The organism is Stenotrophomonas maltophilia, from assembly GCF_013464485.1.
Lineage (GTDB): Bacteria > Pseudomonadota > Gammaproteobacteria > Xanthomonadales > Xanthomonadaceae > Stenotrophomonas > Stenotrophomonas maltophilia_AW.
The window spans coordinates 18,689-44,158 of record NZ_RAUX01000047.1 but is presented as its reverse complement, the minus strand read 5'-3'; the positions used below and the strand labels follow the sequence as shown (position 1 = coordinate 44,158).

Here is a 25,470-nt window from a genome sequence, read left to right as displayed (position 1 = left end):
TCCGATGTCGGTCCAGGTGCAGTCGTTCTTCCACCGTGACAGCAACACCTTCAGCTACCTGGTCAGCGACCCGGCCAGCGGCGAGGCGGCGCTGATCGACCCGGTCCTGGACTACGACCCGGATACCGACGCCAGCAGTGAAGCGCCGTTGCATGCCGCGTTGCAGGCCATCGAACAACAGGGCCTGCAGCTGCGCTGGCTGCTGGAAACCCATGCCCACGCCGACCATGTGTCGGCCGGGCGCCGGCTCAAGCAACGCTTCCCACAGGCCACGCTGGCCATCGGTGAAGGCATCCGCGCGGTGCAGGCCACGTTCGCACCGCGCTATGGCCTGCAGCTTCCCGCGGCCGATGAGATCTTCGACCACCTGTTCAGCGATGGCGAAACCTTCGCTTTGGGTGAACTGCGCTGCCAGGTGATCGCCGTGCCCGGCCACACCAGCGACAGCATCGCCTATCTGATCGACAATGCGCTGTTCACCGGCGACTCGCTGTTCATGCCCGACGGCGGCACTGCCCGCTGCGACTTCCCGGGCGGTGATGCCGCGCAGTTGTACCGCTCGATCCAGCGTCTGCTGGCCCTGCCCGATGCGACGCGCGTGTTTGTCTGCCACGACTACGGCCCGGGTGGCCGCGGGTTCGCCAACGAAACCACCATCGGCGAACAGCGCGCGCACAACATCCACGTGCACGACGGCGTGGCCGAGGCAGAGTTCGTCAGCGTGCGCCAGGCCCGCGATGCGACGCTGGAAGAACCGAAGCTGATGCAGCCCGCAGTGAAGGCCAACATCCAGGGCGGGGCCTGATCCACACCGCTGCGCCCGCCGGGCATGGCCCGGCGCTCCCCTGGTCATCGCGAGCGATCATTTTCCCTGCGTGCGCACCACGTGCTGGCCCTTCACGATCTCGAAGGTAAAGGCGTACTGCAGGGTGACCGCCACCGGTTCGACACGCTCGGCGCCCCGGCAGTCACCGCGATCGGCAGGCACCTTGCCGGCCGCGAAGTGGCAGACCGCTGCGGACGAGTACTTCCACATCGCCACGGCCTCCTGCGCAGCCTGCAGCAGGGGCGCATTCTCGCCCGCAGCACCTGCCGCGCACTCCGGGCGATCGGTCAATGGCAGGCTGCGCTCGACGCCGCCGTTGGCATCAACCACCACCTGCAGGCAGATGGTGGTCGGCGCCAGTTCCGCGCGCGGGTCGCGATCGCCGACCTCCGGGTCCGGTGCCGCGTACAGTTGCGGCATCCGGTAGCCCTCGGTCGCACCCAGCGAATACACCTGCACCTGCCCACTGCCGCCGCCCGCCTGCGGCTGCAGGCGCTGGTGACCGACATTCTCGCTGCGGGTATCGACGGTGGTCAGGCGATCCTGGGTTGCACACCCCACCAGCATCGCCGCCATCATCAACAGCGGCGCGGACTTCACTTCGCGTCCTCGGTGTCATCCATGGCGTAGGTGATCGGAACACGGACCGCACCGGCCACCGGCTTGCCGTTCTTCACCGCGGGGCGGTAGGTCCAGCTGCGCGCGGCGGCGATGGAGACGGCGTCGAACACCCCCGGATTGGTCGCACTGAGCACCTTCACATCGGTCAGATGGCCCTGGGCATCCACCTCGATGCGCAGATTGACCACGCCTACCTGGCGCTGCTCGAAGGCGGACTTCGGATAGGACGGCGGCGGCATCTTGTCCACCTGGATCGGCCGGTCCAACCCCGCCTTCGCCGCATCGTCCTGCGCATGTTCGAACGGCTCGACACCGATCCGGGTGCCACCGGCCGCACCGCCCTGGCTGGCCCATGCCACCGCCCCCATGCCCACACACAACCCGACCACCAGCACCTGCCCGGACACCCACGGCAATGCCTTCCGCTTGGACTGCTTCAACATGGCGATACGCTCCTTCAATACGGGTTGGCTGCGCCAATGGCAAACCGCGGGCGCAACCGGGTGGACCAGCTGCGCCTTCAGCAGCGTGCTGGCATAGAGGCCGCGCAGCGCAGGCTGCGGACCGATGGTGCGGGCATCGCAGGCCAATTCCTGATCGCGCAGGAAGCGGCGTGCGGCCCATGGCAGCAGCGGGTGGAACCAGAACACCGCGCGCGCCAGCAGCAACGCGCCGTTGGCCCAGTGATCACCATGGCGGCGATGGCTGCGCTCGTGCTGCAGGATCAGCCCCTGTTCCTGTGCGCTGAACTGCTGGTCGAATGCCGGACCGACCACGATGCGCGGCCGCCACAGACCAACCAGCGCTGGCAGGCCGGGGTCGCCGCTGGCCTGCCAGCTGCCATCGGCGCGCGGCTTCAGTGGGCCCATCTGCCGTTCGAAACGACGCTGTGCGCGCAGGTCGCGCAGCAGGCACAGGCCCGTGCCCAGTGCCCACAGCACCAGCAACAGCCTGGCCCATGGCAACGACGGCCCGTTCAGGGCATCGATGGCACCGGGCATCACTTTCAGCGGCAGCGTGGGTACCTGCTGCAACAACGCAACCTGCGGCAACGGCAGCATCAGTGCCACCAGCAGCATCGGCAGCAGCCACCAGCTGCGGTAGGCCAGCCCGGCGCCGCCCATCCGCACCAGCAGCGGTCGCATTACCGCCAGCAGGATCGCGCCCACCGCCAGCCACAGGCTGGCCTGCAACAGTCCGTCGAGCAGCTCAGTCATGCTCCAGCTCCTGGATCAGCTTCTTCAGTTCGGCGATGTCCTGCGCGCTCAACTGGCCGCGCTCGCTGAAGTGCGCGACCAGCGGCGCCACGCGCCCCTCGAAAACACGCCCGATGAAGTCCTGGCTCTGCGCCTCCACCCATGCCTCGCGCTGCAGCAGCGGCCGGTACAGGTAGCGCCGTCCATCGCGCTCTGCGGCGATCGCCCCCTTGGTCAACAGGCGGTTGAGCAGGGTCTTGATGGTCGGCTCGGCCCAGTCGCGGTGGGCCAGCGCGGCCACCACGTCATCGGCGCTACGCGGTGCCTGCTGCCACAGCACCTCCATCACAACGGCTTCGGCTTCGCTGATCGGGATCATGGTTTACATCCGTAATCGACAATTTGATTACGCGCGTAATCGATCTGCCTGTCAAGCCCCTCGACTCCGGGTTCATCCCGGCTGCGCCAGCATCGATTCCTCCCGCCCCAGGCCCCCGGATGAAAGCGCTGTCCAAGAAGGATTTCCCGGTCGAGCAGGCCCGCCGCTTCCTCGAACCCGGCCCGATCGTGCTGGTCAGTACCGCGTGGCAGGACCAGCGCAACCTGATGACGATGGGCTGGCACATGGTGATGGGCTTTTCGCCGTCGCTGGTCGCCACCTACCTCTGGAATGAAAACCACAGTCATGCACTGGCCGTCGGCAGTGGCGAGTGCGTGATCAACGTACCCGGCGTGGAGCTGCTCGATACCATGGTCGACATCGGCAACTGCAGCGGCCGCGAGGTCGACAAGTTCGCGCGTTTCGGGCTGGATGCCGTACCTGCGCGCGAGGTTGGCGCGCCGCTGGTCGGGCAATGCCATTCCTGCTTCGAATGCCGTCTCTACGACGACAGCCAAGTGCAATCGAGCAACCTGTTCATCTGGGAAATCGTGCGTGCACACGTGGCGCCACGGCCGAAACTACCGCGCACGGTGCACTACCGCGGCGATGGGCAGTTCATGGTGGCCGGCGCCGAAGTCTCGCGTCGACGGCGGTTCAAGCCCGACATGCTGTAATGCCAGCACTCCCCCCACACGCAGGACCGCCCCGCATGACCGAACACCTCACCGACCTGGACGCCGCCGTCGACTGGTTGTTTGCGCGCGTGGACGGGCCGCTGCGGATCGGGGCACCGCTGGCACTGGGCAAGCCACACCGGCTGCTCAATGCCCTTTACGCACGCGTCGAGCACGACCCTTCGCGGCCGCTGCAGCTGTATACCGCGCTGTCGCTGAACCCGCCGAAGGCCCGCGGCAACGGTCTGGAAGCGCGCTTCATGGCGCCGTTCGCGCAGCGCCATTTCGGCGACGATTTCCCGCGCCTGGCCTATGCCGATGCGATCGCGCGCGACGCGTTGCCGGCACATGTGCAGGTGGAAGAGTTCTACATGCAGTCCGGCGCCCTTCTCGGTTCGCGCCAGGCGCAGTCCAGCTACACCAGCCTGAACTACACCCACGCCGCCGATGCGGTCGCCCAGCGCGCGCCGCAGGTGATCGTGCAGAAGGTGGCGATGCGGCCGGATGACCGCCGGCTGTCGTTGTCCTGCAACAACGACATCACCCAGGACACGCTGGATGCGATGACCGCGCGCGGCCTGCCGCGCCCATTGATGATCGCCGAGATCGATCCGCAGCTGCCCTATCTGGGCGGCTCGGCGACGGTCGACGTGTCGTTCTTCGATCTGGTGATCACCCCGCCGCCGCCGTACCCGGCGCTGTTCGGGCTGCCGCGGCAGCCGGTCGGCGATGCCGACTACGCCATCGGCCTGTACGCCAGCACGCTGGTGCGCGACGGCGGCACACTGCAGATCGGTATCGGCACGTTGGCCGATGCACTCAGCCACGCATTGGTGCTGCGCCACACCGACAACGCGCGCTACCGTCGCGTGCTGCACGCGCTGGATCCGCAGCTGGCCAGCCACCCGCTGGTGCAGGAGATCGGCGGACTGGATCCGTTCGAAGTGGGCCTGTACGGCTGCAGCGAGATGCTCAACGAGGGCTTCCGCCGGCTGGTACAGACCGGGGTGATCAAGCGCAAGGTGCACGACGACCTCGCACTGATGCAGCGCATCGAGAACGGCAGCACGTTGTCGATCGACCACGCCACCCTGGCCGCCGAAGGTGAGTACCTGCACGGCGCGTTCTACCTGGGCTCGCCGGAATTCTACGAGTGGCTGCGCACGTTGCCGGATGACGAGTGCCGTGCTATCGGCATGCGCCGGATCAGCGAAATCAACCAGCTGTACGGCGGCAACGAAGCGCTGGAACGCCTTCAGCGCCGTCATGCGCGCTTCTTCAATTCCTGCATGATGGCCACCGCACTGGGCGCGGCGGTGTCGGATGCACTGGACGATGGACGCGTGGTGTCCGGTGTGGGCGGCCAGTACAACTTCGTGGCGATGGCACATGCCCTGCCGGAAGCCCGCAGCGTGCTGATGTTCCGCGCCGCGCGCGATGACAAGGGCCGGCGCGAATCCAACGTGCGCTGGAACTATGGGCACACCACCATCCCGCGCCACCTGCGCGACATCTACCTCAACGAGTACGGCATCGCGGACCTGCGCGGGTTGACCGACGAGGACTGCGTGCATGCGATGACCGCGATCACCGAAGCCCCGTTCCAGGGCGATCTGCTGCAGCAGGCACAGGCCTCGCGCAAGTTGCTGGCAGCCACGCAACCGGATCCGGAGCGCCAGCAGCGCAACACGCCGCAGGCGCTGGCGGCGGCGCTGGCACCGTTCCGCGCCGATGGCAGCCTGCCGGACTATCCGCTGGGCAGCGACTTCAACGAGATCGAGCAGGTGCTGGTGAAAGCGCTTGGCTGGCTGAAGGCCAACACGCAGACCCGCGGCGACAAGCTGCGTACCGTCTGGGCAGCGCTGCGGCAACCGGCTGGCGACGGCGATGCGGTGTACCTGCAGCGCATGGGCCTGCAGGCACCGAAGGATTTCGCCGAACGCCTGGACGCGCGACTGCTGCGCCTCGCACTGGCACGCACCGCCTGAAAAAAGGGGGCGGAGGGGATTAAGTCGTTTGTGCAAAAACGACTTAATCCCCTCCGTCCCCTTTTCTCTCGAGCAAAGAAAAGGCCGGCGTGCGCCGGCCTTTCCCTCCCTGCTTCGCGAGGCTGCTTACAGCGCCTTGGCCGCTTCCACCACGTGGGCGGTGGTGATGCCGAAGTGCTTGTACAGCTGGTCGGCGGGGGCCGAGGCACCGAAGGTGTCGATACCGATCACCGCACCGTCCAGGCCGACAAACTGGCGCCAGAAGCCGGTGACACCGGCTTCCACCGCCACTCGCTTGCGCACGGCGTTCGGCAGCACCGATTCACGGTAGGCCGCATCCTGGCGCAGGAACACGTCGGTGGACGGCATCGAGACCACGCGGGTCCTGAGGCCGGCCGCATCCAGCTGGGCCTTGGCTTCGGTGGCCAGCGAAACTTCCGAACCGGTGGCGATCAGGATCACGTCCGGGGTACCGGCGGCATCGGCCAGCACGTAGCCACCGCGCTCGATCTGGGCGATCTGCTCGGCGTTGCGCGGCTGGTGCGGCAGGTTCTGGCGGCTGAACACCAGGCAGCTCGGGCCGTCCTGGCGGGTGATCGCAGCCTTCCAGCTCACCGCCGACTCGACCGCATCGCACGGACGCCACACGTCGTTGTTCGGGATGTAGCGCAGCGAGGCCAGGTGCTCCACCGGCTGGTGGGTCGGGCCGTCTTCGCCCAGGCCGATCGAGTCGTGGGTGTAGACGTGGATGGCGTGGGCCGGGATCAGCGCGCTCATGCGCACGCCGTTGCGGGCGTAATCGCTGAACACCAGGAAGGTGGCGTCGAACGGAATGAAGCCGCCGTGCAGGGCCAGGCCGTTGGCAATGGCGGTCATGCCGAACTCGCGCACGCCGTAGTACACGTAGTTGGCGTTGGCGTCGTCGCTGGCAACCGACTTGCTGCCCTTCCACAGGGTCAGGTTGGAGTGCGCCAGGTCGGCCGAGCCGCCGACGATTTCCGGCAGCAGCGGGGCGTAGGCTTCGATGGCCAGCTGCGAGGCCTTACGCGAGGCGATCGTCGGGCCTTCAGCGGCCACCTGGGCGATGTAGGCATCGGCCTTGGCAACGAAGTCGGCCGGCAGCTCGCCGTGCGAACGGCGGGTCAGCTCGGACGCTTCAGCCGGGTACTGGCTGGCGTACTTGTCGAACAGCTGTTCCCACTCGGCCTGGCGCAGGGTGCCGGCGCCATTGGCGCGCCAGCCGTCGTAGATCGCCTGCGGAATCTCGAACGGACCGTATTCCCAGCCCAGCTGCTTGCGGGTGGCTTCCAGTTCGTCCTTGCCCAGCGGTGCGCCATGGCTGGATTCCTTGCCCGCCTTGTTCGGCGAACCAAAACCAATGGTGGTGCGGCAGCAGATCAGGGTCGGCTTGTCGCTCTGCGACAGCGCGGCCTCGATGCCGGCCTTGATGCTTTCCGGGTCGTGGCCATCGACATCGCGCACGACGTTCCAGCCATAGGCCTCGAAACGCTCCGGGGTATTGTCGGTGAACCAGCCCTCGACGTTGCCGTCGATGGAGATGTGGTTGTTGTCCCAGAAGCAGACCAGCTTGTGCAGGCCCCAGGTACCGGCCAGCGAAGCGGCTTCATGCGACACGCCTTCCATCAGGCAGCCATCGCCCATGAACACCCAGGTGCGGTGGTCGACCACTTCCAGTTCCGGGCGGTTGAAGCGCTGTGCCAGCAGCTTCTCGGCCAGGGCGAAGCCCACGGCATTGGCGAAACCCTGGCCCAGCGGGCCGGTGGTGGTTTCCACGCCCGGGGTCTCGTGGCGTTCCGGGTGGCCGGCGGTGTGGCTGCCCAGCTGGCGGAACAGCTTGAGCTGCTCAATCGGCAGGTCGTAACCGCTCAGGTGCAGCAGCGCGTACTGCAGCATCGAACCGTGGCCGTTGGACAGCACGAAACGGTCGCGGTTGAACCAGTGCGGATTGCTCGGGTTATGGCGGAGATAGTCGTTCCAGAGGACTTCGGCGATGTCGGCCATGCCCATGGGCATGCCGGGGTGGCCGGACTTTGCGGTTTCAACCGCATCGGCGGCAAGGAAGCGGATGGCGTTGGCCAACTGGCGACGGGTAGGCTGCGTCATGGTTCTGTCGGAATCGGGAGGCGGCCGCGGACGTGCGGGCGGCCTATTGTCCCATAGTCGCCGGGCGGGGGGTCGGTTCACCTTGCCCGGTCGTGCTGGCCGCTGGCCGGCAGTTGCGCAGAATCCAATGAAGATCATGAAGTTGCCGGCCAGCGGCCGGCACTACCGCCCCCGGAGTCCGGGGGCTGCGCCATAGGCGCGGGGGTGTGGAAGCCGGTAAGGGGGGCCCACGATTCGCATCGCGAAACGTGGGAGCGGCAGCGCGCATGCGATGACGCGTATCCGGCCAGCGGCCGGCACTACCCGCCCCCGGAGTTCGGGGGCTGCGCCATGGGCGCCGGGGTGTGGAGGCCGGTAAGGGGGCCCGCGATTCGCATCGCGAAACGTGGGAGCGGCAGCGCGCATGCGATGACGCGTACCCGGCCAGCGGCCGGCACTACCGCCCCCGGAGTCCGGGGGCGGAAATCCGGACTCAGTCCTGGTGCGGCGCCAGCGCCGGGCCGTCATGCGACTCGCCCTTGGCCACCAGCGTGGTCAAGGCCAGGTCGCCAGTCACGTTCAGCGCGGTACGGCACATGTCCAGGAAGTGGTTCACGCCCAGGATCAGGCCGATGCCCAGCGGATTCACGCCGACCATGGCACAGATCATGGCGACCACCGGCAGCGAACCGGATGGCACGCCAGCGGTACCGATGCCACCGAGGATGCAGACCGCCATCACCATGATCTGCTGGCCGATGCTCAGGTCCACGCCGAAGAACTGGGCCAGGAAGATCACCGTCACGCCCTCGAACAGCGCGGTGCCGTTCTGGTTGGCGGTGGCGCCCACGGTCAGCACGAAGCGCGACACGCGCTGCGGCAGGCCCATCTGGTCGGCCACGCGCAGCGCGGTCGGCAGAGTGGCGTTGCTGGACGCGGTGGAGAACGCCATCACCGTCGCTTCCTGGGTATCGCGGAAGAACGACAGCGGCGAACGGCCGGACAGCCACACCGCGGTGCCATAGGTCACCACCATGTGCAGTCCCAGTGCCAGCACCACCACGCCCACGTAGGCACCGAGGCGGATGATCAGCTCGAAGCCGAACAGCGCGGCCAGGTTGAACATGAAGCAGGCCACCGCATACGGGGCCAGGCGGATGACCAGGTTGATCAGGGTCATCGAAATTTCGAACACGCCTTCGATGGCGCGGCGCAGCGGCGCGACCTTCTCGTTGTCGGTCAGCACCATGCCGATGCCGAACATCAGCGCGAAGAACATCAGCGACAGGATCGCGCCGTTGTCAGACGCGGCCTGCAGCACGTTGCTCGGCACGATCGACAGCAGCATGTCCATGCCCTTCGGCGTGCCGTGGATGCCCGCGACAATCTCCTTGCTGCGCTCGGCGTTCTCCGACAGCATCATCGCAGCGACCTGCGGGTCGACGCCGACACCCGGCTTGAGCAGGTTCACCAGCACCAGCCCGATGCCCACGGCAATGCCGGACAGCAGCACGGTATAGGCCAGGGTCTTCCAACCGATGCGGCCAAGGGCGCGGATGTCGCCCATCTCCGACACACCCATGATCAGCGCCGAGAAGATCAGCGGCACGATCAGCATGAAGATCAGGTTGAGGAACAGGCCCGAAGCCGGGGTGGTGATGTAGTCCATTACCCACTTGGCACCGGCCTGCAGACCATCGACGCTGCCGCCCAGTGCGTGCACGATCAGTCCCAGGATCAGGCCGATCGCAAAGCCGATGCCCATCTTCCAATGCAGGGGCAACTTCTTCTTGTCGGCAGCAGCTGCTGTCATGCGCGGGTTTCCTCGAAAAATGAATGCACTCTAACAAAGCGCGCAAGCGGCGCCGGTTCAGGTTCGCCGCGGCGGATACAGCGGCGCTAGGCCAGTGTCAGCGGTCTTTGCTGCCGCCGACCAGTGCGGTCCGTCACGGAAGACCTCGCGCAGGCGCGTGCGCAGCGGCGCAAGATCACCCTGCCCGCCCCATCGGGCCTGCTGCAGTTCCTGCAGCACCTGACGCTGGGCCGGGTCATCGAGCCGCGTGATGACCTGCTCGATGCGTTCGACGCCGGCCATCGCGCACAGTTGTGCTTCCACCTGATCAAACCCTTCACCATCCAGCGCGCGGCGCAGTTCGGCCACGCCGGCACGTCCAGTCGCCACGGCCGGCACAGCGCCCTTGGCCGCCACGGGCGCCGCCACGCGCGGGCGACGGCCTCGCTGCCAGCCCCACAACAGCGTCAGCAGCCACAGCAACGCCAGGCCGATGGCGGCGCCCATCCACGGCCATGGCCGCTCGGACAAACCACTGGCGCGCGGATCGGTCGCCGCGATACGGCTGTCCTGGCCATCGCCATCCGGCAGCGCCGCATCGGTGTCGATCGGCGGCAGCGGTGCAGGTGACGCACTTCCAGCCCCGTTACCGGCCACCACGGCCAGCGTCAGGTCCGGCAGCTTCGCTTCCTGTGCCTTGCCATTGCGCACGTCCCACCACGGCAGGCGCGGCCCCGGCACCACCAGCGAACCCGGCTGGCGCGGCACGATAGAGTATCGTCGGGTGATCTTCAGCCGTGGCGTACTGCCGTTGAAGGTCTCTTCGTACTGCGCCGGTTCGGCGAACACCTGCGCGGTGCTGCCGACGTCGGGCACCGGCAGGTCGGTGAACTGCGCGCGGGTGGCACCGTCGGCAATCGCCTCGACCACCACGTTGGCCGCCTCACCGGTACGTGCGCTGGTCGGTGCACTGGTGTAGCGAAGCTGCAGGCCCTGCAGCGGCAGCCATGGCTGCGGCGCCTGTGCCGGCTGTGCCTGTACCTGCAACGTGCGGTCGGCGCCGGTGGCATTCATCCGCCCGTCGCCGCCGCCAAAGAAGTCGTCGAAGAAGCCACCGGCACTGCGGCCGTTGAAGCGCGCACCTGCGAGACGCAGGGTGCCGCTGCGCTCCGGGATCAGCAGGAAGCGACGCTCGACCATGTTGTAACGGCGGCCGTTGACCTGGCGCACATCGGTGCGGTCATCACCCACACGCTGCAGCGACGCACCGGCCGGTGTATCCAGCACCAGCTCGCCCGACGCCAGCTGAGATGCGAAGTACAGGCGCACTACGACGCCCACACTCTGCTGCACATAGGGCGTCTCATCATCGACAACCGTCTCGATGAAGGCCATTGCATTGCTGTCGGGACCCGCCACGGCAGCCGCGTCCACCTGCAGAGTCAGCGGCGCGGTACGTGCACTGCCGACCTGCAGGCCCGGAATCACAATCGCACCGGTGCGCCGTGGCGTCAGCGCCACACCGTACAGATTGCGCTGCTGCATGCTGCCGTTGCTCCATTCCACCTGACGGCTGCTGGTCTGCCCGCTCAGGTCGAAGTCGTTGCGCAGCAGGGTGAAGTCCGGCGCGCCCTGATCGCTCTCAACGTTGAGAGTGACCGTGTCACCCATCGCGATGCGGTCACGGTCAAGCCAAGCCCTCGGTTGCGCCCAGGCCAGCAGCGGCAGCCACAACAGCAGCGCCGCCAGTACGTGCCGTGGCCAGCGCCCATGCATGTTGATCGCCCGCGTCATCGCCCTTCCCTCTTCCTGCGTTCGTTTTCCAGCTGGAACTTGGCCCTCAGCAACGCGCCCGGATCGTCCGGAACACGCCGCATCCACGCTTCCACCGCTTGCTGCTCCTCGCGCTGGCGCGGGGTGCGGCCGTCACCGGCCGGCACCGGCTTGCCGTCCTTGTCCGCCTCGCCTTCGCGCGCCTGCTGCATCGCCTGCTGCATGCGCTGGCGCTGCTGCTCGTCGGCCTGCGCCTGGGCCTTGGCATCCTCAACCTGCGGCGGCGCCTGCTGGCCATCGCGGCTGCGCTCGCCGGACTGCGGCTTCGATTGCGTGCTCTCGTCACCCGACCTGGGCTGGCCCTGCTGGCCCTGCTGTGACTGTGGCTGCCCCTGTCCCGGATCCTTCTGGCCCTGCTGCGGCTGCTGGCCTTGCGGGTTCTGCTGCTTCTGCTGCCCGTTCTGCTGCGGCTTCTGCGGGTCCTGGCCCTGCCCCCCCGACTGCTTGCGCTTGCGCGCGGCATCGACCACCGCGCGGTTGGCCACCGCATCGGGCATGCCGGGATGCAACGCCAGCGCACGGTCGTAGGCGGCGATGGCTTCATCGTAGCTGCCCTGGCGCGCCAGCGTGTTGGCCAGGTTGTACCAACCGGCATCGTTGTCGATGCCTTCGAACTGTTTGCGCGCGGTGACGAAGTCGCCCTTGCGATAAGCCTGCACGCCGTCGGCCAGGCGCTGGTGCTGCAGCTGGTCAGCCCGCTTCCACAGGGTGCCCTGCGGCGGCTGCGAGGCAGGCACCTGCGCTTGCGCATCACTCATCCACGGCAACAGGCCCACCGCCAGCACCGCCGCCAGCACTGCGCGGCGGCGGAAGGCCAGCAGCGCCAGCAGCATCAGCGGCGGCAACAGCCAGAAGCCCTCGTCACGCCACTGCTTGCCTTCGCCCGGCCGTTGCACGGCCGCGCCCTCGCGCGCATCCAGCACGCCCAGCGCACGCAGGTCACTGTCATCGGCGGCAATGCGCGCATAGCGGCCGCCACCTGCCGTCGCAACGGCACGCAGGCTGCCCTCTTCCAGAGCTGCCTGGCGGATCTGCCCGCTACCGTCACGGTACGCCACACCCGCCGGTGTACCGAGCCCCAGCACCGACACCTGCAGGCCGAGCCCACGTGCCTGCGCCGCTGCCAATGCAGATTCGCCATCGGCTTGGTCGGTGACCAGCAGGATCTGTCCCTGCGGTGCAGCGATCTGCCGCATCAGCCGCGTGGCCCAGTCGATGCCACGGTCGGCACGCTGGCCGTCGCGCGGCATCACATCCGGTGACAAGGCATCCAGATACAGCGCGACGTTGCTGCCGTCATCGGTCAACGGCGCCACGGTGTAGGCATCTTCGGCATACACCACCAGTCCCACCTGACCGCCCTGGCGGGCACGCAGCAGTGCGCCGACCTTCGCCCGCGCCTGCAGCAAGCGTGACGGTGGCAGATCGGTGGCAGTGATGCGGCTGGACAGATCCAGCACCACCACCAGCGGTGCGCTGGGCTGGAACATCGGTTGTGCCTGCTGCCGCCAGCTCGGTCCGGCCATTGCCAGTGATGCCAGCGTCCAGCCCAGCGCAATCGCCCAGGGGAGGCGCGCGCGACGGCGCGCACCGGCCGCCAGCAGATGCGGCAACAGGTGTGCATCCACCGCCTGCCGCCACGCATCGCTGCGCCGCTGCCGGTACAGCGACACGGCGACAATCACCGGCAGCGCCAGCAATGTCCACAGCCATTCCGGGCGCAGGAAGTGCAGCGCGTTCCAGTCCGGAAGATGGGAAGCGAAAGCAATCATCGACGACGCTCCGGCCACGTCCAGGCCAATGCACCCAGCAGCAATGCCAGGCCCAGCGGCCATGCGTAGCGTTCCTCACGCGGGCGCAGGCTTGGTCCCTTCGCCGCGATCGGCTCAAGACGGTCCAGTTCGGCGTAGATGCCGGCCAATTGCGCGGTATCGCGTGCGCGGAAGAACTGGCCGCCGGTCAGACTGGCGATCTTCTTCAGCGTGGCCTCGTCGACCGGGTCCTGGTCAGCGGAAATCGGAATGCCGAGGAAGCGCATGCTGCCATCGCCACCAAACGCAACGGTGTGGATGCGTACGCCTTCGGCGCGCGCGACTTCGGCCGCACGCAACGGTTCGAGCACGCCGGCATTGCTGACGCCGTCGGTCAGCAGGATCAGTACACGCTGGCCTTCGGGCTGGCTGCGCAGGCGCTTCACCGCCAGACCGATGGCATCGCCGATGGCGGTCTCGCGACCAGCCAGACCGACCACGCTGTCGCGCAACTGGTCGCGCACGCTGGCCAGATCGGCGGTGAGCGGCGTGAGCGTGTAAGCGCGGTCGCCGAAGATCAGCAAGCCGATACGATCACCGGCGCGACGATCCAGGAAGTCGGCAAGCACGGCCTTGGCCGCGGTGAGGCGATCCACCGCCTGCCCGCCCAGCACCATGTCACCCTCGCCCATGCTGCCGGATACGTCCATCGCCAGCATCATCTGCCGCCCCTGCTGCGGTGGCGTGATGGCCTCACCCAGCTGTTGCGGGCGCGCGAGCGCGATGCACAGCGCGCACCAGCCCAGCCACAGCAGCAGCGTGCGAAGCCACGACACGTCCACGCGGCCACCACCGGACAGCGCTTCCAGTTCACTTGCCGCGTACGGCACACGCAGTGCCGCGCCCGGGTCGGTGCGGCGCTTCCACCACTGCATCAGCAGTGGCAGCGGCAACGCCAGCAGGGCCAGCGGCCACGCCAGCTGCAGGTCCGGCCACGGCCAGTAGCTCGCCAACAGGCTCATCGGCGGCGCTCCAGCAGCATCGCCAGGTAGCGCTCACGGGCCCAGCTGCGCACGGCCGCCACTTCGCAGGCGTCCACGCGGGGGCGATAGGCACCTTCGGCCAACAGGCTGCGGCGCGCGTCGGGCAACGTGCCCTTCGGATCCACGCGCTGCCACCAGGCATCGTCGCGCAGGGATTCACTGCCCGGCTGTGCCTGCCGCGCGGCGCGGCGAAGCAAGCCGGCAATCACCGCCAGTTCCGCGGTGGCATCGGTGGTGGTGGCCAGCTCCTGGTCGAACGCCTGCAACCAGCGTTGGCGACGGCGGCGGCGTTTCCACCACAGCAGGGCCAGCACCAGGATCACCAGCAACACCGCGCCGCCGATCATCAGATAGCCGGGGGCCGGCGGCCACCACGACGGTGCCGGCGGCAGCTGTACATCGCGCAGCGGAAGGTTGGCGCTCATGCCGGTACCTCGGTCGCCGACGGCGCCAACCAGGCATCGCTGGGCGCGTCGGTGGACAACACCTGCACGTCAACGCGGCGTGCGCCGAGCTGGCGGCGCAGCGCCTGCAGCGGTTCGACGAAGTGCGCCTGCCAGTGCGACTGCACTTCGCTGCGCCGCAGATCAAGGCCAACGCGCTGCTGCGCGGTCTGGAACTGCAGGGCCTCCGAGGGTGGTTGCAGTTCGAGGGGATCGACCAGCAGCACCAGGCTGAGGTCATGGTGCTGGGCCAGCGCGCTCCAGCGCACGACGGGAATCCGCGCGGCCTGCTGCGGATCGGCCAGCACCAGCATGCGCGCCCCGGGGCGCAGCACGCGGGCGGCATGGTCCAGCGCGCGCTCCAGGCCGAGATCGTCGGCGGGCGGCTGCGCGTACCAGCGGGTGAGTGCGTCGAGCACGCGCAGTACGCCACGCGGCCCACCGGCAGGTGCAATCGGCGCTTCGCGGTCGCTGCCGCGCAGGGCACCCACGCGATCACCGCGACGCTGCGCCGACCACGCGGCAACGGCGCCCGCGCGGGCCGCCTGCACCGACTTGAAGCGCACGCGGGTGCCAAAGTACAGCGCCGGCGAAGTATCGGCCACGATCAGGCTGACCCGCTCGCGTTCGGCCTGGAAAAGCTTGGTATGGGCACGGCCGGTCCGTGCGGTCACGCGCCAGTCGATATGCCGGGCATCATCACCGGCCACGTATTCGCGTGACTCGGCGTACTCCATGCCACGCCCACGCAACGGCGACGGCGCCTGGCCGGCATGGCCGGCGCGACCACGGCGCGGCGGCGGCGGCCGCTGTGCCAGCCGGCGCAGGGCCACCAGTTCGGACAAGTGCGGGCGCAATCCGTCGCCATCACTGACGGTGGATGCGGCTTCCAGTGATGGATCGATCATGCGCAGGCTCAGGGTGCCGGCACCCGGGCCAGCAGCTCCTGCACCAGGCGCTCGCCATCCCAGCCTTCGGCGGTGGCTTCGTAGCTGGGCAACACGCGATGGCGCAGCACGTCGGCGGCGACCGCACGCACATCGTCGGGAGTGACGAAGTCGCGGCCGGCCAACCAGGCACGTGCACGTGCGCAGCGTTCCAACGCAATGGAGCCGCGCGGGCTTGCGCCCCAGGCGATGCGGCGCCCGAGGCCGGCGTCATAACGCGACGGATCACGCGAGGCCAGCACAAGTTCGACCAGATAGCGTTCCAATGCCGGTGCCATATGCAGGTCCAGCACTTCGCGGCGGGCGTCGAACACATCCTGCATCGGCAGCTTCTCCGGTGCGGGTGCCGCTTCGCCCAGTGCGCCACGGGCACGCTCGCGGGCGAGACGCAGGATCTCCGATTCGGCCGCCTGGTCCGGGTAGCCGATGCGTACGTGCATCAGGAAACGGTCCAGCTGTGCTTCCGGCAGCGGGAAGGTACCTTCCTGCTCGATCGGGTTCTGCGTGGCCATCACCAGGAACAGCGGCGGCAATGCATAGGTGTGGCGGCCAACGGTGACCTGGCGCTCGCCCATCGCTTCCAGCAAGGCCGACTGCACCTTGGCCGGCGCACGGTTGATTTCATCGGCCAGCAGGATCGGGTGGAAGATCGGGCCGGGTACGAATTCGAAGCGGCCTTCCTGCGGGCGCCAGATCTCGGTGCCGGTCAGGTCGGCCGGCAGCAGGTCGGGGGTGAACTGCACGCGGGCGAAATCCGCCTCCAGGCGCGAAGCCAGCGCACGGATGGCCGTGGTCTTGGCCAAGCCCGGGGCGCCCTCCACCAGCAGGTGCCCGTCGGCCAGCAATGCGATCAACAGGCGTTCGACCAAAGCCGCCTGGCCGACGATTTCGGCCGACAGCGCGTCGCGCAGCTGGTTGAAGGCGCCATGCAGGCGAGAGCTGGCCGGCGCGGGCGGCGGCGAGACGGTTTCGGGCATCGGCGGTGGCAGGTTCATGGGGGCCTTTGACCGGCGCGGGACGGCACGGGTTCCCGACATCATCGCAGGGTGCCTTGGGATTGGCATCAAGAACGGCTGAACGGCCCATCCACGCATGGCGTGGATTACTGATTCTCCACGCATGGCGCAGGTCTACCGGCAGAAACGAAGAAGGGCCGCACTGAGCGGCCCTTCTTCGTGTTGCAGGTGGCGATGGCTCAGTTCTGCTTGGCCACGCGCAGCACCTTCGGGGTCACGAACACCAGCAGCTCGGCCTTGTCCTTGTTGCGACCGCGCCTCTTGAACAGGTTGCCGAGGAACGGCACGTCACCCAGGAACGGCACCTTGCTGATGCTGCTGCGGTCGGTGAACTCGTACACACCACCGATAACCACGGTCTGGCCGTCTTCGACCAGCACCGCGGTGTTGACTTCGCGGCGATTGATCGACGGTACCGTGCCGTAACCTTCCAGCTGGATCAGCTGGTCCACCTCGTCCTTCTTCACCTGCATGTTGAGGAACACGCGGTTGTCGTTGGTGATGGTGGGGGTGACCTTCAACTCCAGCACCACTTCCTTGAACTGCACGTTCGGCGTAGCAGCGCCACCTGCACCGCCACCACTGATGGTGACGTAGCCGATTTCCTTGCCCTGCTTGATCAGCGCCTCGCGCTGGTTGGTGGTCACCACGCGCGGGTTGGAGATCACCTCGCCACGGGATTCTTCCTGCATCGCCGAAAGTTCGACGTCCAGCAAGTAGCCCGCATTGAGGATCGACAGCGCCAGTGAACCCGGATTGCTGGCCGCCGCTACCGGCAGACTCCAGTTCAGCCCACGGGTAATGCCCGAACTCGTCGGCACCGGCGGCGGGCCGACGCGGCCACCTGCGATCCAGTCACGTTCGGCCTTGGCGTTATCCTGCGCGGTCTTGACCTGCGATTCCCGGGTCAAGCGGTTGGATTCCAGGTCGCCACTGAAGTACACGTTGTCGCGGCTGCCGCTGATGCCGAACTTCGCACCCAGCTCGCGGGCGAAGGTATCGGTGGCGATGACGATGCGGCTTTCGATCAGCACCTGGTCGACCGGGCGGTCGATCACACCGATCAATTCACGCATGCGCGCGATCTTCTTCGGGATGTCGCTGATCATCAGCGTGTTGGTGCGCTCGTCAGCCACGATGCGGCCGCGCGAGGACAGGAAACCACTGTCTTCCTGCGACGAACCCCCACCGCCACCACCGCCATTGCCGCCGCTACCGCCGCCGCCGATGCCCTTGGCCTCGGTCAGCGCTTTGAAGATCTGCGTAGCGCTGTGGTAGTTGATCTGGATGTAATCGGTGACCAGGTCTTCGCGGTTCTCGATGGCGATGCGCGCGTCTTCCTTCTCCTGCTCGAACTTGGCCAGCTCCGCCTGCGGAGCAACCCAGATCACGCTGCCATCGCGGCGCTTGTCCAGGCCCTTGGCGCGCAGCACGATATCCAGTGCCTGGTCCCACGGCACGTTGACCAGGCGCAGAGTGACGTTGCCCTGGACCGAATCGGAGGCCACCACGTTGAGGTTGGACTCCTCGGCGATCAACTGCAGCACGGTGCGCACCGGCACGTCCTGGAAGTTGAAGGTCACCGGCTTGCCGGTGAAGCCGCGCTGCGGCAATGCCTTGGCGGCCTGGGTGACGCTGCCGGCGGTGACCGCGCCGACGGCGGCTGGCGCCTGCCGAGGACTGATCTCGACCACGTACTCGTTGCCGGTCTGGTAGGCCAGCGACTCCACGGCACCACCGGTGCTCAGCACCAGCTGGGTACCGGCGCCGGACGGCTTGGCGTCGATGCGCTGCACCGGCGTGGCGAAATCGGTGACGTTCATCGGCTTCTGCAGGTTGGCCGGCAGCCGGGCATTGCCGACGTCGACCACCACGCTGTTGCCCTGTGTACGCAGGTCCGGAATCGCGCCCTGGCCGTCGAACTGGACGATCAGGCGACCCGCGCCATCATCGCCACGCTTGAAATCGATCTTGGCCACCGACAGGCCCGCCGGCGCTGCCGCCGGTGCCACGGTAGCGCCCACCGGCTTCTCGGCCGGTGCGGCGGCCAGCGCCGGAGCGCAGGCCAGCATCAGCGCGACTCCCAACGCGCTGACACGGTTCAAGGTAGAGCGCCGGATGGGACGCAGCCCCTTGGCTTGGTGAAAGGTCATCGTGCTATCCCCAGTAAACGATCATTGATCTTCAAGCGAGAGCGTTGCCGGCCGTTCCAGCCAGCCACCCGCGCCATCCGGCACCAGTTCGATCAGCTCCACGCGGTCTTCGAAGACCGCCGTGACCCGCCCGTCGCTCTGCCCAAGGTACCCGCCCGGGCGTACCCGGTAGGTCACCTTGTCCGGCCCCATCACCAGCGCCACGGTGGCGGCGCCGGTACCGATGGTACCGACCATGTCCAGCGCATCCAGCGGGAAGCCTTCCAGCGGCTCCTTGCGCCGGTTCGGATCTGGCCGCATTCCGCCATTCCCCTGCGGATTGGTCCAGGCATCGGTGAACGGGTCGCGCAGCCCCTGTGCGGAGTACTCGAAGGTTTCGAACTGCTGCATCACCGGCAACGGTTCCAGTGGCTGCGCCGGGCGGGCGCGCTCGCCTTCCACCCACTTTTCGAGATTCGGCGCATCACCCGGCGTACTGGTCACACCGCGACCACAGGCGGCCAGCATCAATACGACGGCTGCCATGCCACAACGCGTAAGGAAGGAACGGATCACTTCTTGTCCTCCTTGCCGGCGTCAGCAGCCTGCTGGGCCTGCACCTCGGTCTCATCCAGGTAACGATAGGTCTTGACCGTGCCGGACAGTTCCAGCGCACCACTGCGGACGTTGCCGCCGGCCTTGTCCTTGGGCTTGAGGTTGATGTCGTGCATGGTCAGGATCACCACCCGCGGCAGCGACGCCACGCCACTGACGAATGCACCGAACTGGTGATAGCTACCCACCATCCGCAGCTTGATCGGCTTTTCGGCGTAGAACTCCTTGACCTGCTCCTGCTCCGGCTCGAACAGCTCGTTGGTCAGGCCGCTGGACAACGCGGTCTGCGAGATATCGATGATCAGGTCAGGCATTTCGGTCTTGCTGGGCAGCTGCCGCAGCATCTGCTGCAGCACCTGCTCCATCTGCGCCAGCTGCTGCTTCAGCGGCGCCAGGTTCACCGCGCGCTCCTGCTGCTTGGTGAACTCGGCACGCAGCTCGACTTCCTTCGATTCCAGCCCGGCCAGTTCCTCGCGCTTGCCACTGATCAGCAGCATCCACGCCACGAACATGATGACCAGCGCCAACAGCGAGCAGAAGACGATCTTGGCTTTCTGCGGCCAGTTGCCGATGTCGTTGAAATCCAGGTTCTTCAGATCGATTTTCTGGCTCATGCGCGATCCCCCTGCAGCGGGGCATTGAACGCCTGTGGCGGCTGCGCCAGGCGGCTGCCCTCAGGCTTCGGAGCAGGCTTGGCGGCCGGGGCTGCCGGCTGGTTCGGCCCGGCCGGTGCGGCCGGTGCGGTGGCGGGAGCATTCACCGGAGCTGTCGCGGGGGCAGCCGGGGCTGCAGCAGGCTGGCTGCCCGCCGGGGCTGCCGGTGCCGCTGCGTCCGGGCCTGCCGCAAGCGGTGTCACCGCAGGCGGGGCCGGCGCGGCCACCGAGCCATCCGCGTTGAGGCCCGGCGTGCCGGCCACTTCTTCGCTCTGTGCCGGCAGCTTCACCTTGACCACGAACACGTAGGGCAGCGCCTTGATGTCCGCAAGCGGGCCGACCTTGCCGTCCTTGTCCTTCTCGGGATCACGCGCCTCGATGATCGACAGTTCCGGGTTGGTCATCCAGCCGGACGTCTCCAGATTGCGCATGTAGGCCGAAACACGGGCGTTGGACTGGGTACGGCCTTCCAGGGTCAGGACGTCGCCTTCCTGTTTCAGCGCGGTCAGCACCAGGCCGTCGGGAATGGTGCGCACGAGAGCATCGAACAGGTGGACCATCTGCGAGCGCTTGGCCTGCAGCTCCTCGATCACCTTCTTGCGGGCCAGCAGGCGGTCCTTCTGCGCGTCGAGACGATCGATCTCCTTGTTCTGTTCCTTGACCTTCTCGATCTCAGCTTCCAGATAGGCGTTGCGGTCCATCTGGCCGCTCACCTGCCGGTCGTAGTAGAACCAGATCAGCAGCGACAGCAGCAGGCCACCGATGGCGGCCATGCCCAGCATTGCGTAGAACTCGCGCTGGCGTTGCTTGCGCCGCTCGGCGCGCCAGGGCAATAGATTGATGCGTGCCATCAGTCGAAGCTCCTCAGCGCCAGACCGGTGGCGATCATCAGCGCGGGGGCATCCTGGGCCAGCGCATGCGCGTTCACCTTCGGGCCCAGGGTCATCTGTGCCAGCGGGTTGGCGACCACGGTCGGCACGCCCAGCTGTTCTTCGACCATCTCCGGCAGGCCACCCAGCACGGCGCAGCCGCCAGCCAGCACGATGTGGTCGACGCGGTTGAACTCACTGCCCGCATAGAAGAACTGCAGCAGGCGGCTGATCTGCTGGACCGTGGCCTCCTTGAACGGCTCCAGCACTTCCATCTCGTAGCTTTCAGGCAGCCCGCCCTGGCGCTTGGCCAGGCCGGCTTCCTCGTAGCTCAGGCCATAGCGGCGCATGATCTCGTCGGTCAGCTGCTTGCCACCGAACACCTGCTCGCGGCTGTACAGGCTGCGGCCACCGCGCAGGACATTCAGGGTGGTCATGGTGGCGCCGATGTCGACCAGCGCGACCACGCCGTCGATGGATACCGGCAGCTCGCTGGCGACCAGGGCGTAGGCGTTCTCGACCGCGAAGGCCTCCACGTCCATCACCTTGGCCTGCAGGCCACCCAGTTCCAGCGCGGACTGGCGCAGTTCCACGTTCTCCGAACGCGACGCGGCCAGCAGCACCTGGACCATCTCCGGGTTGTTCGGGATCGCCCCGATCACCTCGAAGTCCAGGTTCACTTCCTCGATCGGGTACGGAATGTAGTTGACCGCTTCCAGCTCGATCTGCGCTTCCATGTCGTTTTCGTCGAGCTCGGCCGGCATCGGGATCACCTTGGTGATCACCGCCGACCCGGCGACGGCGGCAGCGGCCAGCTTGGCCTTGCTGCCTGAACGATTCATCGCACGGCGGATGGCCTCACCCACGGCCTCCACTTCCACGATGTTCTTCTCCACCACCGCATTGGGCGGAAGAGGTTCCACAGCGTAGTGTTCCACACGGAAACGATTGCCACTGCGGGACAGCTGCAAAAGCTTTACCGCAGTCGAACTGATGTCGACGCCTACAAGCGGCGACTGACTTTTTGGGATGAGCCCCACGGTTTCTCCCCTGCCGACGGGCACTTGGACGCAAGACCTGCGCCCGAGCATTAATAACGTATTCTTAGCAAATGGCAACGGCCCTGCTGTGAAGTTCCTCACGGATTCACGATGCAGCCCCTGACTGTTCCCCTTGCGCTCCCCGGTGCCGACCCCAGCCGCCACCTTGCGTAATCTATACTCTGCGACCACGAAATTCGCAATCGGAATCTGAACCCGATGACTCGACTCCGCCGCTGGCTGCGCTGGATCTTCCTGATTGTCCTGGTCCTGGCGCTGATCGGCGCGGCCGCCGTGGGCGGTCTGTACTACGCCGTGTCCTCCAAGCTTCCTGACGTGCAGACCCTGCGCGACGTGGAAATGCAGGAGCCCATGTACGTCTATGCTGCCGACGGCAAGCTCATGGCCGTGTTCGGCGAGACCCGCCGTACCCCCATCACGATGAAGGACGTGCCCGAGCGCCTGAAGCAGGCGTTCCTGGCCACCGAGGATGCCCGTTTCTACGAGCACGGCGGTGTGGACTACATGGGTATCGGCCGTGCGGTGTGGCTGCTGGCCACAACCAACGACAAGCGCGTGCCGGGTGGCTCCACCATCACCCAGCAGGTGGCCCGCCAGTTCTTCCTCAGCTCCGAGTACAGCTACACCCGCAAGCTGGCCGAGATCCTGCTGGCGCGCAAGATCGAGTCCGAGCTGAGCAAGGACGAGATCTTCGAGCTGTACCTGAACAAGAGCTTCTTCGGCAACCGTGCCTACGGCGTGGCCGCCGCGGCCGAGTTCTACTACGGCAAGAAGCTGAACGAGCTGGACCTGGACGAAATGGCCTCGCTGGCAGGCATCCCCAAGTTCCCCTCCTCGGGCAACCCGATCTCCAACCCGGAACGTGCCCGCCAGCGCCGCGACAACTACGTGCTGCAGCGCATGGCCGACCTGAAGTTCGTCAGCCAGGCCGAGGCCGATGCGGCCAAGGCCGTACCGATGCACGCCACCGCGCATGAGCCGCCGGTGCAGGTCGATGCCCCGTACGTGGCCGAGCTGGTGCGCCAGGAAATGATCGCCCGCTTCGGCGGCGATGTGGTCAACAAGGGGTACCACGTCACCACCACCATCGACTCGACCCTGCAGACCGCCGCCAACCAGTCGGTGCGCGACGGCCTGCTGCTGTACGACCACCGCCACGGCTGGCACGGCGTGGAGAAGCAGGTCCAGGTCGGTGCCGGTGAAGACGCCGCCGCCCTGGCCGAGCACCTGCGCGGCATGTTCGGCCAGGCCGGCCTGCTGCCGGCGATCGTCGCCAGCACCGGCGCCGATGGCAGCGCCACCGTGGTGCTGGCCAACCGCACCGAGATCGTGCTGCCGGCCGGTGCCGCCAAGTGGACCAACAAGACCCCGGGCAAGCTGGTGCAGCGCGGTGACATCGTGCGCGTGCGTGCCGGTGCCAAGGAGGGCGAGTGGCTGCTGGACCAGATTCCGCGCGGCCAGTCCGCGCTGGTCTCGCTGGATGCCCACAACGGCGCGCTGAAGGCGCTGGTCGGTGGCTTCAGCTTCTCCGGCAACAAGTTCAACCGCGCCACCCAGGCCCGTCGCCAGCCGGGTTCGAGCTTCAAGCCGTTCGTCTATGCGGCCGCCTTCGACAAGGGCTACAACCCGGCCTCGATCGTGCTCGACGCCCCGGTCGTGTTCCGCGACCGCCGCGGCAAGACCTGGGCCCCGCAGAACGACGGCGGCGGCTTCCGTGGCCCGATGCGCCTGCGCGAAGCCCTGGTGCAGTCGCGCAACCTTGTGTCGGTGCGCCTGCTGGACGGCATGGGCGTGGACTATGCACGCAAGTACATCAGCGAGTTTGGTTTCGCCGAATCGGAGCTGCCGCCGAACCTGTCGATGTCGCTGGGTACCGCTTCGCTCACCCCGCTGTCGGTGGCCCGTGGCTACGCCGTGTTCGCCAACGGCGGCTCGCGCGTGGACACCTGGCTGATCGACCAGGTGAACGACCGCGACGGCAACCTGGTGTTCAAGGAAAATCCTGCCCTGGCCTGCCGCGAGTGCGCCGGCAGCAGCGACCAGCCGGTCAACCAGGTGGTGGACGGCTTCAACTTCGGCGCCCCGGCCCCGAAGGTGGACCCGGCCGCTGCGGCCAAGGCCGAAGCCAAGACCGAGACCCCGGCGGCCCCGGTCAACCCGGATGCCCGCACCGCCCCGCGCGCGATCGACGCCCGCACCGCCTACCAGCTGGTGTCGATGATGCGCGACGTCGTGCAGCGCGGTACCGGCGTGCAGGCCAAGGTACTTGGCCGCGAAGACGTGGGTGGCAAGACCGGCTCCACCAATGACCACCGTGACGCCTGGTTCTCCGGCTTTGGTGGCCCGTACGTGACCACCGTGTGGGTGGGTCGCGACGACTTCCGCTCGCTGGGCTACCGCGAATACGGCGGCAAGGCCGCCCTGCCGATCTGGATCGACTACATGCGCACCGCGCTGAAGGACACCCCGATCGCGCAGAACGAGCCGCCCAGCGGCATGGTCCAGGCCACCCTCAACGGCGCGACCGAGTGGGTGAAGGTGGAGGACATGGACCGCCTGACCGACTACGACCTGAACCTCAATACGCCGCAGGCCGACGCCGCCGCGTTCGATATCTTCTGAGGAAGGGTTTGGAGGGTGCCAACCGCGGGTTGGCACCGATGCATCCACGCCTTTGTAGAGCCGAGCCCATGCTCGGCTGCTTTACCGCACGCCCCTGAGCCGAGCATGGGCTCGGCTCTACAGGATCAACGGCGCCCTGTTGCGCGGGCAGACGCCAACCTTGGTTGGCACCTGCGTTAAATACCCACGCAGATGTCACATCCGTGCGCTAGTCTGTAGCCAGGTCGCAACAGGGAGTCATCGCATGCATCGCGCCCGTCAGCATGCTGCCAGCCAGACCCGCGAGCGGCGCCACCGCCTCGCCCACGAAGCCGCCCGCCTGATGGCCGAAGGCGGCATCCGCGACTACCACCAGGCCAAGTTGAAGGCCGCCAGCCGGCTCGGCATCCACGACGATGCCTCCCTGCCCCGCAACACCGAGATCGAAGACGCCCTGCGCGAGTACCAGCGGCTGTTCTCCGGGCCCCGGCACGGCAACGAACTGCAGCGTCGTCGCGAGGCCGCAATGCGTGCGCTGGAGTTCCTGCACGGCTTCTCCCCGCGCCTGGCCGGCCCGGTGCTGGATGGCACCGCCGACGCCAACAGCCCCGTGCAGCTGCACCTGCACAGCGACGACCCGGAGGCCGTGCACCGCTTCCTGGACGAACACGGCATTCCCGCCGAATCGCGCGTGCGCCGGCTGCGCCTGGACCGCGAGCGCAATCTCGACGTACCGGTGTGGGTGTTCAGTGCCGAAGAGCTGACCTTCGACCTGGCCGTGCTGCCGTATGACGCCCTGCGTCAGGCACCGTTGTCGCCGGTGGATGAGAAGCCGATGCGGCGCGCGTCCGTGGCGCAGTTGCGGCAGGTGCTGGCCGAAGCAGAGATCACCGCGTATATCGGCGGGTGACGGTAGCGCCGGTC

Annotated in this window: 21 protein-coding genes; 5 read left to right on the top strand and 16 right to left on the bottom strand. The window is 67.3% G+C overall.

Going from position 1 to position 25,470, the window contains the following annotated elements:
- The first annotated feature begins 4 nt into the window (after window positions 1-4).
- Complete coding sequence (locus D7Y61_RS19235; RefSeq protein ID WP_049437099.1) at window positions 5-805, top strand: MBL fold metallo-hydrolase; 801 nt, start codon at window positions 5-7, stop codon at window positions 803-805.
- A gap of 57 nt (window positions 806-862) precedes the next feature.
- Here the strand turns inward: D7Y61_RS19235 and D7Y61_RS19230 are convergent, their stop codons facing one another.
- From D7Y61_RS19230 to D7Y61_RS19220, 3 genes are read right to left on the bottom strand one after another with little or no spacing between them, the layout of a single operon-like run.
- Window positions 863-1,426, bottom strand: a complete 564-nt coding sequence (locus D7Y61_RS19230; RefSeq protein WP_180868633.1) for a hypothetical protein — start codon at window positions 1,424-1,426, stop codon at window positions 863-865.
- Window positions 1,423-2,664, bottom strand: coding sequence for a M56 family metallopeptidase (locus D7Y61_RS19225; protein ID WP_180868632.1), 1,242 nt, complete (start codon window positions 2,662-2,664; stop codon window positions 1,423-1,425). Before D7Y61_RS19225 ends, D7Y61_RS19230 begins: the two co-directional genes overlap by 4 nt.
- A complete protein-coding gene (locus D7Y61_RS19220; RefSeq protein ID WP_180868630.1) occupies window positions 2,657-3,022 on the bottom strand; it encodes a BlaI/MecI/CopY family transcriptional regulator in 366 nt (121 codons plus the stop codon). The genes D7Y61_RS19225 and D7Y61_RS19220 overlap by 8 nt, the downstream gene beginning before the upstream one ends.
- Window positions 3,023-3,141: 119 nt before the next feature.
- Between D7Y61_RS19220 and D7Y61_RS19215 the strand changes: the two genes are divergently transcribed.
- Complete coding sequence (locus D7Y61_RS19215; protein WP_180868628.1) at window positions 3,142-3,699, top strand: flavin reductase family protein; 558 nt, start codon at window positions 3,142-3,144, stop codon at window positions 3,697-3,699.
- A gap of 35 nt (window positions 3,700-3,734) precedes the next feature.
- The gene (locus D7Y61_RS19210) at window positions 3,735-5,687 is read left to right on the top strand and encodes an acetyl-CoA hydrolase/transferase C-terminal domain-containing protein (RefSeq protein WP_180868626.1); all 1,953 of its coding nucleotides are present in this window, start codon (window positions 3,735-3,737) and stop codon (window positions 5,685-5,687) included.
- Window positions 5,688-5,813: 126 nt separating this feature from the next.
- Here D7Y61_RS19210 and tkt read toward each other — a convergent pair whose 3' ends face one another.
- The 13 genes from tkt to D7Y61_RS19145 all read right to left on the bottom strand — a co-directional run bounded on the left by tkt (window position 5,814) and on the right by D7Y61_RS19145 (window position 21,924).
- Window positions 5,814-7,811 carry a transketolase gene (gene tkt, locus D7Y61_RS19205; RefSeq protein WP_180868625.1) on the bottom strand — a complete coding sequence of 666 codons (1,998 nt, stop codon included), beginning with the start codon at window positions 7,809-7,811 and terminating at the stop codon, window positions 5,814-5,816.
- Window positions 7,812-8,283: 472 nt separating this feature from the next.
- Window positions 8,284-9,603 (bottom strand): dicarboxylate/amino acid:cation symporter, encoded by a 1,320-nt coding sequence (locus tag D7Y61_RS19200; RefSeq protein ID WP_180868623.1) that lies wholly within the window; start codon window positions 9,601-9,603, stop codon window positions 8,284-8,286.
- 57 nt (window positions 9,604-9,660) lie between these two features.
- Window positions 9,661-11,376, bottom strand: a complete 1,716-nt coding sequence (locus D7Y61_RS19195) for a BatD family protein (protein ID WP_180868621.1) — start codon at window positions 11,374-11,376, stop codon at window positions 9,661-9,663.
- Window positions 11,373-13,187: a VWA domain-containing protein gene (locus D7Y61_RS19190; RefSeq protein ID WP_180868619.1), complete on the bottom strand. Its 1,815-nt coding sequence runs from the start codon at window positions 13,185-13,187 to the stop codon at window positions 11,373-11,375. The genes D7Y61_RS19195 and D7Y61_RS19190 overlap by 4 nt, the downstream gene beginning before the upstream one ends.
- Window positions 13,184-14,188: a vWA domain-containing protein gene (locus D7Y61_RS19185; protein ID WP_180868618.1), complete on the bottom strand. Its 1,005-nt coding sequence runs from the start codon at window positions 14,186-14,188 to the stop codon at window positions 13,184-13,186. Before D7Y61_RS19185 ends, D7Y61_RS19190 begins: the two co-directional genes overlap by 4 nt.
- Window positions 14,185-14,634: a DUF4381 family protein gene (locus tag D7Y61_RS19180; protein WP_180868616.1), complete on the bottom strand. Its 450-nt coding sequence runs from the start codon at window positions 14,632-14,634 to the stop codon at window positions 14,185-14,187. Before D7Y61_RS19180 ends, D7Y61_RS19185 begins: the two co-directional genes overlap by 4 nt.
- Window positions 14,631-15,560 (bottom strand): DUF58 domain-containing protein, encoded by a 930-nt coding sequence (locus D7Y61_RS19175; protein ID WP_180868614.1) that lies wholly within the window; start codon window positions 15,558-15,560, stop codon window positions 14,631-14,633. The genes D7Y61_RS19180 and D7Y61_RS19175 overlap by 4 nt, the downstream gene beginning before the upstream one ends.
- A gap of 8 nt (window positions 15,561-15,568) precedes the next feature.
- Window positions 15,569-16,594: an AAA family ATPase gene (locus D7Y61_RS19170; RefSeq protein WP_180868612.1), complete on the bottom strand. Its 1,026-nt coding sequence runs from the start codon at window positions 16,592-16,594 to the stop codon at window positions 15,569-15,571.
- 200 nt (window positions 16,595-16,794) lie between these two features.
- Window positions 16,795-18,768, bottom strand: a complete 1,974-nt coding sequence (locus D7Y61_RS19165) for a type IV pilus secretin PilQ (RefSeq protein WP_180868610.1) — start codon at window positions 18,766-18,768, stop codon at window positions 16,795-16,797.
- A 21-nt stretch (window positions 18,769-18,789) separates the two neighbouring features.
- Window positions 18,790-19,293 (bottom strand): pilus assembly protein PilP, encoded by a 504-nt coding sequence (locus tag D7Y61_RS19160; protein ID WP_180868640.1) that lies wholly within the window; start codon window positions 19,291-19,293, stop codon window positions 18,790-18,792.
- 26 nt (window positions 19,294-19,319) lie between these two features.
- Window positions 19,320-19,976, bottom strand: coding sequence for a type 4a pilus biogenesis protein PilO (locus D7Y61_RS19155; RefSeq protein WP_180868609.1), 657 nt, complete (start codon window positions 19,974-19,976; stop codon window positions 19,320-19,322).
- Window positions 19,973-20,866: a PilN domain-containing protein gene (locus D7Y61_RS19150; RefSeq protein ID WP_180868607.1), complete on the bottom strand. Its 894-nt coding sequence runs from the start codon at window positions 20,864-20,866 to the stop codon at window positions 19,973-19,975. The genes D7Y61_RS19155 and D7Y61_RS19150 overlap by 4 nt, the downstream gene beginning before the upstream one ends.
- Window positions 20,866-21,924 carry a pilus assembly protein PilM gene (locus tag D7Y61_RS19145; protein ID WP_005410860.1) on the bottom strand — a complete coding sequence of 353 codons (1,059 nt, stop codon included), beginning with the start codon at window positions 21,922-21,924 and terminating at the stop codon, window positions 20,866-20,868. Before D7Y61_RS19145 ends, D7Y61_RS19150 begins: the two co-directional genes overlap by 1 nt.
- A gap of 219 nt (window positions 21,925-22,143) precedes the next feature.
- On the opposite strand from D7Y61_RS19145, the gene D7Y61_RS19140 reads away from it, so the two are divergent.
- On the top strand, window positions 22,144-24,567 hold the full coding sequence (locus D7Y61_RS19140) for a penicillin-binding protein 1A (protein WP_180868606.1): 2,424 nt from the start codon (window positions 22,144-22,146) through the stop codon (window positions 24,565-24,567).
- A 244-nt stretch (window positions 24,568-24,811) separates the two neighbouring features.
- On the top strand, window positions 24,812-25,456 hold the full coding sequence (locus D7Y61_RS19135) for a hypothetical protein (protein WP_180868604.1): 645 nt from the start codon (window positions 24,812-24,814) through the stop codon (window positions 25,454-25,456).
- Window positions 25,457-25,470: the final 14 nt, after the last annotated feature.